Annotated in this window: 13 protein-coding genes and 2 pseudogenes; 7 read left to right on the top strand and 8 right to left on the bottom strand. The window is 70.8% G+C overall.

From position 1 onward, the window contains the following. Positions 1-358 precede the first annotated feature (358 nt). The 4 genes and pseudogenes from AB0J08_RS39720 to AB0J08_RS39735 all read right to left on the bottom strand — a co-directional run. Positions 359-574, bottom strand: a pseudogene (locus tag AB0J08_RS39720) (SAM-dependent methyltransferase); the annotation flags it as partial. 98 nt (positions 575-672) lie between these two features. Beyond that, complete coding sequence (locus AB0J08_RS39725) at positions 673-1113, bottom strand: GFA family protein (RefSeq protein ID WP_360644451.1); 441 nt, start codon at positions 1111-1113, stop codon at positions 673-675. After that, a complete protein-coding gene (locus AB0J08_RS39730; RefSeq protein WP_360644454.1) occupies positions 1113-1616 on the bottom strand; it encodes a hypothetical protein in 504 nt (167 codons plus the stop codon). The genes AB0J08_RS39725 and AB0J08_RS39730 overlap by 1 nt, the downstream gene beginning before the upstream one ends. A 14-nt stretch (positions 1617-1630) precedes the next feature. Then, complete coding sequence (locus AB0J08_RS39735; RefSeq protein WP_360644457.1) at positions 1631-1810, bottom strand: hypothetical protein; 180 nt, start codon at positions 1808-1810, stop codon at positions 1631-1633. Positions 1811-1860: 50 nt separating this feature from the next. Between AB0J08_RS39735 and AB0J08_RS39740 the strand changes: the two genes are divergently transcribed. From AB0J08_RS39740 to AB0J08_RS39750, 3 genes are all read left to right on the top strand, one after another. Next, positions 1861-2553: an ester cyclase gene (locus tag AB0J08_RS39740; protein ID WP_360644460.1), complete on the top strand. Its 693-nt coding sequence runs from the start codon at positions 1861-1863 to the stop codon at positions 2551-2553. A 637-nt stretch (positions 2554-3190) separates the two neighbouring features. Further along, the gene (locus AB0J08_RS39745; protein WP_360644463.1) at positions 3191-3838 is read left to right on the top strand and encodes a hypothetical protein; all 648 of its coding nucleotides are present in this window, start codon (positions 3191-3193) and stop codon (positions 3836-3838) included. A gap of 201 nt (positions 3839-4039) precedes the next feature. Next, complete coding sequence (locus tag AB0J08_RS39750) at positions 4040-4261, top strand: hypothetical protein (protein ID WP_360644466.1); 222 nt, start codon at positions 4040-4042, stop codon at positions 4259-4261. Positions 4262-4432: 171 nt separating this feature from the next. On the opposite strand, the gene AB0J08_RS39755 is transcribed toward AB0J08_RS39750, so the two are convergent. Next, positions 4433-4999: an RICIN domain-containing protein gene (locus AB0J08_RS39755; RefSeq protein ID WP_360644468.1), complete on the bottom strand. Its 567-nt coding sequence runs from the start codon at positions 4997-4999 to the stop codon at positions 4433-4435. 64 nt (positions 5000-5063) lie between these two features. Next, positions 5064-5654 (bottom strand): ricin-type beta-trefoil lectin domain protein, encoded by a 591-nt coding sequence (locus AB0J08_RS39760; RefSeq protein WP_360644471.1) that lies wholly within the window; start codon positions 5652-5654, stop codon positions 5064-5066. A 115-nt stretch (positions 5655-5769) separates the two neighbouring features. Here AB0J08_RS39760 and AB0J08_RS39765 point away from each other — a divergent pair, with 115 nt between their 5' ends. The 3 genes and pseudogenes from AB0J08_RS39765 to AB0J08_RS39775 all read left to right on the top strand — a co-directional run bounded on the left by AB0J08_RS39765 (position 5770) and on the right by AB0J08_RS39775 (position 7615). Then, a complete protein-coding gene (locus tag AB0J08_RS39765) occupies positions 5770-6750 on the top strand; it encodes a winged helix-turn-helix domain-containing protein (protein WP_360644474.1) in 981 nt (326 codons plus the stop codon). 116 nt (positions 6751-6866) lie between these two features. After that, positions 6867-7176: pseudogene (locus AB0J08_RS39770) on the top strand (transposase); the annotation flags it as partial. Between the two features lie 49 nt (positions 7177-7225). Beyond that, complete coding sequence (locus AB0J08_RS39775) at positions 7226-7615, top strand: hypothetical protein (protein WP_360644486.1); 390 nt, start codon at positions 7226-7228, stop codon at positions 7613-7615. A gap of 516 nt (positions 7616-8131) precedes the next feature. On the opposite strand, the gene AB0J08_RS39780 is transcribed toward AB0J08_RS39775, so the two are convergent. Next, the gene (locus tag AB0J08_RS39780; protein ID WP_360644477.1) at positions 8132-8410 is read right to left on the bottom strand and encodes a hypothetical protein; all 279 of its coding nucleotides are present in this window, start codon (positions 8408-8410) and stop codon (positions 8132-8134) included. 186 nt (positions 8411-8596) lie between these two features. On the opposite strand from AB0J08_RS39780, the gene AB0J08_RS39785 reads away from it, so the two are divergent. After that, positions 8597-9124, top strand: coding sequence for a hypothetical protein (locus AB0J08_RS39785; RefSeq protein ID WP_360644480.1), 528 nt, complete (start codon positions 8597-8599; stop codon positions 9122-9124). A 47-nt stretch (positions 9125-9171) separates the two neighbouring features. On the opposite strand, the gene AB0J08_RS39790 is transcribed toward AB0J08_RS39785, so the two are convergent. Then, the gene (locus tag AB0J08_RS39790; RefSeq protein WP_360644483.1) at positions 9172-10080 is read right to left on the bottom strand and encodes a LysR family transcriptional regulator; all 909 of its coding nucleotides are present in this window, start codon (positions 10078-10080) and stop codon (positions 9172-9174) included. Positions 10081-10290 lie beyond the last annotated feature (210 nt).

Genomic DNA, 10290 nt, shown 5'->3' on the forward strand with positions numbered 1-10290 from the left:
CGCCGCCCTGCGCGTACCTCATGCCCCAGGGCTACCGGATCCACAGCCCCACCGTCAGGCGAACAGCCCCGACATCACCCAATCAAGTTCAGTAGGACGAGATGGTGGTTCTTCCTGTCGAAGACCACGGACTTCGGTGTGCCCACTGGATGATCCCCTCCCCGGTTCGCGCCCCGGCAGCATCGCAGCTGGGGTCCGTGGTTGACCACCGGTTTGGAGCTGCAGTATCACTCAGTGCTTCCATCGCGGCTGGATTGCCGGAGTAGCACCCGCCCCAGGCCTGGGGCTGATCGACACCCGGGTTGCCGCGTCCTACGCTGATGTACAGGCGGCCGAAGTGGGCGCCACCACCGCAGTTTCAGGGGTCCTTTTTGGGACAGTCGCCCAGGTGGCTTCCCGGGGTGAGCCGGGTGTGGATCGCCCGCACGGCGGCGCGGGCGTGGTCGTCGTCGACGAAGTGCAGGACCGCGAGGAGCAGAACGGCCGCCGGCTGCGAGAGATCGATCAGCCCGCGCAGCTCGGGGCGGTCCAGCAGTTCGTCCAGGTCGCGGAGTTCGCCGGTCAGGACGGTGGCGGCAGGAGCGGGGTGGAGGTGGTCCCGGCACGGCCCGGTGGTGGTGGGCCTGCGGGGCGGGCGCTGTCAGGTGCGCCCGCCCCGCAGGGTCCGGGATCTCAGCCGGCCACGACGGGCCGGGTGTCGCACTGGGCGAGCCAGTCGGCGGCCTCGGCGACCCGGTTGAGGTTGGGGGGGACCAGGTCCGGGTCGGTGCCGTAGTGGTCGAGTGCGGTGGCGAGGATGCCGATGATCGTGTCGTCGCCGTAGTCGCGGGCGGCGATGTGGCTGCCGCACGTCCCGCAGAAGCCGCGGCTGGTCTTGCCGGGGTAGGTGTCGTACCAGGTCGGCTCGCCGCCCTCGCCGGTCCACTCCAGCCCGGCCGTCGCGAAGCCGACCCACCACATGAACGGCGCGCCGGAGCGTTTGGCGCAGTCTGCGCAGTTGCATACGTGCGGGTCGTCCACCGGGCCGGTGACGGTGAAGCGGATCCACCCGCACAGGCAGCCGCCGCTGCGGACTTGGGGGCCGGAGCCGGCGGCGGCGACAGTCTCGGACACTAGTTCAGTTCCCTTGCACGGTTGGCGAGTTGGGTCCACCAGTGTGCCATCGCGCTGAAGATCTGCAGGAAGCCCTCCAGGGCCTGCGGCAGGTCGAGGCCGTACAGGTCACCCCGACGGATGAACCGGGTCAGGCCCTCGATGTGCGCCTCCTCCACGCTCATGCCGCCGACCTGCGCGGCCCCGTGGCCCTCGTCGAGGTGGAGCCGGTAGGAGTAGTCCAGGCTCTTCAACGCCGCGCCGCCCGCCCCGCAGGTCAGCTCGCCGTACCGGTCGGTGATGTCCCGCAGGATCTCGGTCTCGGCGACGGCGACGCCCTCGGTGGCGTAGTAGCCGCCGGCGATGAGGCCGGTCATGTGGGAGTTCACCAGGACCTGGTGCTGGAGGACCAGCTTGGCGGTCTCGTCAGCGGGGACGTGGCCGTTGACGAGCAGGCCGAGGTCGGTGGGCAGTGCCCCGAGCCGGTGCCCGGATGGCGCCTGATTGGCGTACGGCAGGCGCACGTCCCGAAGGCGGCCTAGTAGGCGAGCAGCTCTACCATGCTGCGCCGGAGCTCCGCCTGCTCCGCGTCCAGCACCCGAGTCTGCACGAACGCCGCGATCATCGCCGGGCGCGCTGGGTGGGAGACCGGCCTCAGCCGCGCCTCGCAGCGCCGGAGCGCGGCGTGTCGCCGTCCGGGGCACAGTGGAGTCAGCATCGGCAGACGCGGTGGCGTTCGCCGGCGAGCGTGGGACCAGGAGGTTCACGATGACTTTTGTCCAGATCGTCGAGTGCCGCACCGAGCGGCCGGACGAGCTCAACCGGCTGATGGATAGCTGGATCGAATTGACCGAGGGGAAGCGGACCGCCACCCACACCATGGTCGGGGCCGATCGGGAGGATGCCCGGCATGTCGTGGAGATCGTCGAGTTCCCCTCGTACGAGGCGGCGATGCGCAATTCCGGTTTGCCGGAGACCGACCGGATCTTCCAGGAGATGGTGGCTTTGTGCCAGGAGCCACCGATCTTCACCAACCTGGATCTGGTCCGCGACGAGCAGCTCCTCAAGGAGGCAGCCCGCCGGATGCTGATCGAACCGTCGAACGGGGACATGACCGCGATCGACGAGCTGGTCGCACCCGACTACGTCGACCACGACCCGTCGATGGACGCCGACACCGTTGGCCCGGCGGCCGTCAAGGAGATGATCGAGCGCTACCGCCGCGCCTTCGACTTCGCCTTCGACATCCAGAGCCAGATCGCCGAGGGCGACCAGGTGTGCACCCGGTGGATCTGGCGCGGGACGCACATCGGCGAGTTCATGGGCATGCCGGCCAGCAACAAGATGATCGAGTCCGCCGGAATGACTGTCTGGCGCTTTGAGGAGGGCAAGGCCAAGGAAGGCTGGTGGAGCTGGGATGCCGTGGCCATGATGAAGCAGTTGGGGATGATGCCCGACTGATCAGGCCTCTACGGTCCGCAGTCGCCGTGTGATGCAAGGCCCTCGCACAGGGCCAGAGTGTTGACGCGGCGATCCAGGGTCCGGCGGGGTCTCACCGCGCGGAGACCGGCCGCCCCGGGGTGGGGTGCCGAGCTGCAAGAGCTGTCAGGCACGGGGGCTTCCACAGACCATGATCACGAATGGGTCGGTGGTCGTGACCGCCGGCTGTAGACGGCGGCGGTCACGACCACCGGGTGTTGGCCCGGTCTGGTGTCGGTCGGGTCGGCGGGTGCGGCTACTTGAGGTCCAGTACTGGTAGGGCTCCGTGATCTGGTGATCTGAGTTCACTCGCCGTCGCGGTCCGTTGGTGATCCTGCGTAACCATGGTTCGCGCCTTCTTGCCCGCTGCAGTCCGCGCGTCCTCACCTGAACCCTCGGGGCCGGCAAGGGCACCAATGTGCGCCACGCGGTGGAATGCGGGATCAACCGTCTGAAACGGCAGCGCGCGATGGCGACCGGTACGACAAGCTTGCCGTGCGCTACGAGGCGACGGTCCTGGTCGCGGTCATCAACGAATGGCTGTGAGCAGGACGGTGCGGAGCCGTGAAACACCGGGAAACACATGGAATGTCCCGCGGCGACCTGCCACTCTGGCCGGGTGCTGCTCAAACTGACGGGTTCCAGTTGCTCGGGGAAGACCACCATCGCCCGGACTCTGGGTGAACGGCTCGGCGGGATCGTCGTGCACGACTTCGACGAACTCGGTGTTCCCGACGACGCGGACCGGATCTGGCGGAACCGCACGACCGAGATGTGGGTGTGCCGTGCGCTGGAGTACCAGCGGCGCGGACTCGATCTGCTGCTGACCGGCCAGTCTCCGCTCGGTGAGGTCCTGGCCGTTCCGTCGGCACCGCTGCTGGAGGGAATCGCGGTGTGTCTGGTCGACGTGTCCGACGAGATCCGGCGCCACAGGCTCACCGAACGCGATCCGGGCCGATGGGACACCCCGGCTGTCGAAGCCTTTCTCGGCTGGGCCGATTGGCACCGTGCGCACGCCCAGGACCCCCGGTACCGGCAGAACGTCATCACCGACGGCAGCTGGCCCGAGATGGCCTGGGACCGCTGGACCGACTGGACCGCCAGTGACCGACGATGGTCCACCCACCTGATCGACACCACGAACCAGTCCGTCACGGACTCCGCTGACCAGGTGGAGCTTTGGGTGGCCAACCAGCGCGAGGCCTCGCGGTCGGGCCTTCTCGGGCTGTCACGAGGCTGGACGGATCGGGCACGTCGCTGGTCATGACGCTGCGAATCAGGGCAATGCGCCGGTGCTGGCTGACCGGAGCCGGGTTTTCGGTGCGGACCGTGGGTACTCGGCCGGCACCGACTGGCGCGAGGAGACGGAGACCACCCGCCGGGCACGCCTGGCCGTCAGCCGGCTGCACCCGGCCTCGCTGCTGAGGCAGCTCCGGAGCTGTTGGCGGGGGTGGACACGGCGGTGGTGGTGGAGGAGTTTGATCGGATGCGGGCGGCGCTGGCAGGCTCCTGGCGCCGGGCGGCGGACCCGTCGGATGCCGTCCCGCACAATCCGACGGCCCTCGCCGGCCCGTACTGGTACGGCCAGGGCCGGGACGACGCGGTCCACCATCTGCGGGGCCTGGCCGACGGCATGGCGCCCGCCCCGCGGCCTGTCGCCGACACCTCGAACGGCCTCAGGCCGGCATGAGAAGGCGGCGGTGTGGAGGCTGGGAGGGCACCGACTCCGCGATCCGGTCGGCGCGCGCGACCGTGCGGGAACCGGTGGGCCCCTCGCCCGGGGAGGGCGAGGGGCGCGGCCCCGGCGGGTCGTCTCGCGGCTTCGTGAGGGAGAAGCCGCGAGACGCCGGCCGGCCGGCGGTCAGGCGGAGGTCGTCCACCGCTGCTCGGCGCCGCCGTAGCAGGTCCACTGGACGACCGGGGCGCCCGGCGTCGTGCTCGAAGCGCCGACCGCGGCGCACAGGCCGCTCGCCCGGTTCCGCATCTGGGCGAAGCCCGTGTCCGGGTTCCGGTCGAAATACCAGGTCTGCTCTGCCCCCTTGTCGCAGCCGTACTGGATCAGCTGGACGCCGGCGTTCGGCGAACTCGCCGGATCGGCCAGGCACTTGCCGCTGTTCTTGTTCACGACCTCGTAGCCGCCGCCGGAGTTCGGCATGGGGTAGAGGCCCCAGTACTGCTCGGCGCCGCCGTGACAGGACCACTGGATGATCCCGGCCCCGCCCGCCGTGCTCCCGGCGCCGACCGACAGGCAGTGCTGGCTGTTGTAGTTCCAGAGCTCCACGATCTCCCCGTCCTTGAGCGAGGGGGACGCGATCGCGGTTGGTGCCGACGCCGAGGCCGGCGTCACCCCCGCCGCGAACGCGATCGCGGCGGCGAGCCCCACGGCCCCCGCGCTGAGCTTCCTCCGGGTACGTGCCGCTGCAGTCATGCGTGTTCCCTCCGTGTCAAGACGTGCTGTTCACCGGGCACCGGCGCCGACGGCGTCGGAGGCGTCACGCGGTCCGGATGTCCCACCACTGCTGGGACTGGAAGTTCTTGCCCCACAGCTGGGCCTGGGCGCCGTTGCCGGGGACGTTGGTGTCGCGGTCCAGCACGGTGTTGTTGCCGTTGTTGAAGCGGACGTTGTAGATGGCCAGGTCCCCGGAGGGGTGGTACCACTGCTGCTGGGTGGTGCCGTTGCACTGCCACAGTTGCACCCGGGTGCCGTTGGCGCCGCCGCCGTTGGTGTCGGCGTCCAGGCACATGCCAGGGAACCGCGCGCTCCGCAGGCTGCCGTCGGTGGACAGCAGCCACTCCTGCTGGGTGGTGCCGTTGCACCCCCACACCTGGACCTTGGTGCCGTTGCCGCCGGCGGTGGCGTCGGCGTCCAGGCACTGGCCCGGGGTCGCCTGGTACAGGCTGTAGATCCGGACGTAGATGCCCGAGGTGAGGGAGCCCGCCCGGGCGCCGGGCGCCTGGCCCTGCTCCCAGGCCACGTGGTGGGCGGCGGGCTCGGCGGCCTGGGCGGATGCCGCGCCGGTGGCGGCGACGGTGAGGGCTGCCACGGCGGTCGCGACGGCGGCCAGCTTCTTGTGAACGATCACGGGTCCTGGATTCCTTTCGGGGCCGGTCTGTGCGGTGAATCCAGGAAACGGCACGCCGATTGACCGGTCGAATGATTCGATTTCTTTCGAAGGGACTGGCGAAGGGGGAACGCGTGTGATCCGGATCCGCCTGGGCGCCCGGGGGCTGGGGGGCGTGAGGTTCGCGGTCTCACCGGTGGGCTCGGCCAAGGACCTGCTCCGCCTCGTCGGCTTCAGCCCAGGCACCCTGACCCCGCCCTGGCGGACCAGGGCCACGGACGCACTGACCCGGCACCGGCTGGGGCTGCTGGCCGTGGTCGGCGCGGGAGGCTCCCTCGGTTACGCCCCGGACTTCCTGCGGCCGGAACCCCCGGCCTTCCTGACCGACATCGACACCGCGCTGCACCAGATCGCGACGACCCCGCAGGAACGGATCCGCTACGAGCTGGCCGGGGCCGTCAACGGCCACTCCTGGGACCCCGGTTCCGGCCACCCGGCGCCGCGGCAGCTCCTGCGGGCCCTCGACCGGGGGGAGGACCACTTCGCGCACCGACTCGCCGACGAGATGGCGCGGTTCTGGCACGCGGCACTGCAGCCCTCGTGGCCGGCCATCCGCGCCCGACTGGAAGCCGACGTCACCGCCCGGGCCTCCGAGATCGCCCAGTACGGGCTCGCCGAGGCCCTCAACCGGCTGGCCCCGAACCTGGAATGGCGCGACGGCGAACTGCTCGTCCACCTCCGCACGGACAGCATCCACCGGCTGACGCTGGACGCGGAAGCGGTGATCCTCACGCCGAGCGTCTTCGTCGACCGGGCCCTCTTCTGCGCCGGGGAACCGCCCGGGACGCCGGCGCCGCGCACTCCGCTCATCGTCTATCCCGCCGCGCAGGTCGACTGTCTCCCGCCCGCCCAGGACCACCCGCTGATCGGGGCGATGCGGCGGAAGCTCCTGGCCGAGCTGAGCCAACCGCGTTCCACGACGGAGATCGCCCAGCGGCTCTACCTGAGTCCGGCCACCGTCTCCTACCACCTGCAGATCCTCCACCGGGCCGGGCTCGTCACCCGTGCCCGACGGTCCCGGCACGTGCTCTACCAGCGGCTCGGGGGAGCGGTGTAGGCGTACCGGCCGCGCCGGCGCGTCGGGGCCCCTCACCTCTCATCGCCTGTCCACACACATCGCACGCGAGCGTGCAGGACGGCACCGCCGGCAAGCAGTTGCTGACCGCGGTCGCCGCCGACCATCCGACCATTCGCAAGGCCTGGGCCGACATGGGTTACAAGAACACCGTCATCGAGCACGGCGCTACCTTGGGCATCGACGTCGAGATCGTCCGCCGCGACCCCGGCGACCAGGGGTTTCGTCGTCCAGCCCCGCCGCTGGGTCGTCGAGCGCAGCTTCGGCTGGCTCATGCACCACCGGCGCCTGGCCCGCGACTACGAAGCCCTCCCGGCCCGCTCCGAAGCCATGGTCCACGTCGCGATGATCAACCTCATGACCCGCCGACTCACCGGCGAGAGCACCCCGACCTGGCGAGGAACATGAGCCTCGGAATCAGGGACGAAACTCCCAGTCAGGGCCCGCCCTCCCGCTGCTGGGCGCGGTCGCGGCCGAGCACGCCCCGTTCACCGCGCGTCTGCGCGGGGTGCGCCACTTCCCCCACCGCCACGATGCCACGGTCTGGCTCGACCCGGCGGGTGGCGGCCCGGCCCGTGGCAGGCGCTCCACGGCTCGCTGGTGGAGCGTTTCCCCCGCTGCCGGGGTCGGGCGGACGACTTCACACCCCACCTGTCCTGGGGCGGACCCGGGACCCGCGCGGGCTCGCGCCCCTACTGCCCGCCCGCCTGGGCACCACCTCGGAGGCACCGAACTCACCCTCCTCTCCCGCCGGGGCGACGGCCCGATGCGGACCCGGTTCACGGTCGAGCCGGGCACGGGCGAGGTCCGGCAGGTGCCACAGCTGCAGGACCTCGGGCCTGCGTGACCGCGGGTCTCAGTTCCCCACCGACGCGTTCGAGGTCATCGGTGGCAACAAGCGGGACGGACGGTGGTGCGGCGGGAGGCGTACGCCAACAACCAGGGTGCGCCGAACAGCTTGATCTCGGTGTCCGGCAGTTCCACCCCTCGAACGTCGACAAGGACCCGGCGGACTGCACAGACACGCCGTTGAAAGCGACACGGGCCGCCGGATTGTGTGCCACAGGGTTTCGGTCGCCGGCCGGTCGTGCTGGCACGGCCGGACCGCCTTGCACCGGGTGCGGCCGAACCGCTGGTGGTGATGTCCGCCGCGTGACGACCGGGATGTGCGTCTCGCCACCGGCGGACATGAAGGTCACCTGCGGGACCGGTTCGCGTCAGGACCCCACGGCTGCCGGCCGGGGCCGGATTCCCCGGTGCGCGCGCCGCGGGGGGTTTGCGGCGCGCACCGGCGCACCGATTCTCCTGCTGCACCGCCGTCACGGCTCCGGACGCGCCTCCGCTCCCGGCCCCTGAGGTTGTCCTACGGGGTCCAGTGGGCGTGCGTCTGGTGGATCTCGGGCTCGGTGCCCGGAGGCAGGCCCATGTCCTGGGCGATCGGCATCACGATGCCCATGAAGGTCTGCATGGCCTCCCGCGACTCCCACAGGTCGTAGATCTCGAGTCCGGTGCCGGTCGCCACGCAGGCGTGGGAGATGCAGCCCGCGAAGGTATCGCCGGGCAGGGCCTGGAGCCTGCTGTTCAGGGCGTCGTACTGGTCCGTGGTGGTGCCGGGAAGCTCGGTCTTCATCAAGATCGCCATTGAGGCCTCTCAGGTGGGATCGGGGCATGGAGCCGTCAGGGGGCCGGCCGTGCTCGGGGTTCACGGCCGGACCGCCCTGCCACCAGCGTGCTACCGAACCACCCGGCACGGCACGACGGCTGCGCCGCTCGGAGCATCGTCCGCCCGACCGCGGGATGCCTTCGTTCCTGCGAGCCAGGGCGGCCGGTGCGTGCCTTGGCCGGCGGTGACGGCGGCGGCCATGGTGGCGGTGAGCTGGGGCAGCTCGCCAGGACGGTGGCTGGTCATACCTTCTACGGCCACGGTGCGGCCCTGTACGCCTACCGCGCGGCCGCTTGCGGCGACCGCACACCGGTCGAAGCCCGGCTCCGGCTCCGGGGCAGCGAGGCCGGACGAAGCAGCTGGGACGCCGCCAAGGTCGTGGGTGCGAGTCTCGCCGCCGCCACCGACTGTGTGTTGAGCGTGCTCCTCACCGGCCTTGTGCCCTGCCTGTGGGAACAGCGGCCGGGGAGCGAGTGGCGGTCGACGAGAGGCTCGTTGCCACCGGTGAGGAGCTGCCTCGATGAGGTGCTCAAGGAGATCCGACTGGTCCGGAACACGATCCTGACCCGGGTCCTCAGCTGGAGCGACGGGCGGGACGACGAAGCGATCGCCCGGCTGGCGGCGATGTCTCCCGCCGCCGTCGCCGAGTGGCGGGATCGCCTCACCGCCGACCAGGGCCTCTCGCCGGAGTAGCGGGAGGCCACCGCGGGACTCGGCACGCGGTACGGGTGCCGTCCACCTCAGGCAACGGGAGCCAGCGCCTGCGCCGTGAGCATCTCTTCCAGAGCCAGAAGGGCCCGCGGCGCGTGCCGGGTGTCGATGCGGACGGCGTAGATGAAGCGGGTCAACTCCGGTTCGGCCAGCGGGCGTGCCACGACCCGGCTGATGCTGCGGGGGAGGGCCAGCTGCGGCATGACGGCGACGCACAGGCCCGCGGCCACGAAGCCGAGCACGGTGTTGAAGTCGTCGCCCTCGTACTCCAGGCGGGCCTGGAAGCCGGGCGTCTTGGCGATCTGGGCGAGCAGTTCCAGGCGCAGCGCGGCCTCCGGAGCGGCGATCCACGTCTCGGACGCGAGGCTGGCCAGGTCGATGACGTCCCGGGCGGCGAGGTGGTGGTCTGCCGGGACCACCGCCACGACCGGGTCCCGTGCGATCAGGGTCCTGTGTAGCGTCCGGGGCGGGGGCATGGGGATGAAGTCGTAGTCGTAGCTCAGGGCCAGGTCCATGTCGCCCCGCTTGAGCCGGCTGTAGCCGGCCTCGGGCTCCACTTGGGAGAGGCTGACCTGGACCTGGGGGTACGTCGTGTGAAGCTGTGCCAGCGCTTGCGGGACGATGCTGGTGGCAGCGGAGGCGAAGGCGCCGAGCCGGATCCGTCCGGCGGTACCCGCGCGCATGGCGTCGAGTTCCATGGCTGCGGCTGCCAACGCGCTCCGGACCCCCTGTTCGGCGTCGAGGAGGACTTCGCCGGCCGCGGTGGCGCGCACGGGGCGGCGTTCGAGCACTCTGAGCCCCGTGCGGCGTTCGAGTTCGGCGATCTGCTGCGAGACCGCGGGAGCGCTGTAGCCCAACTCGCGTGCGGCGGCGTTGAAGGAGCCGTGGCGCACGACGGCTTCGAGGGTGGCGAGCAAACGGGGATCGAGTCTCTGCACGGAGTTAAGGCTCACTTATCTGTCGCGAAGACGTCTTTTCTTGTGCTTAAGGGTGAACAACAGCAGGATTCTTGTTCGCGGCCCGAATGCGCAAGCCTCTGCCCCGGGTTCGCAGTCAACCCTCGTTCCGCCACCGGGCGCGCGTCGGTGCGCCCGAGACGCCGTGCACCCCCTTCCGTGCGGCCCGCCCGCCGGACGCGTCCGGCGGGC

The sequence above is a fragment of the Kitasatospora sp. NPDC050463 genome (genome assembly GCF_040655255.1).
Taxonomy (GTDB): Bacteria; Actinomycetota; Actinomycetes; order Streptomycetales; family Streptomycetaceae; genus Kitasatospora.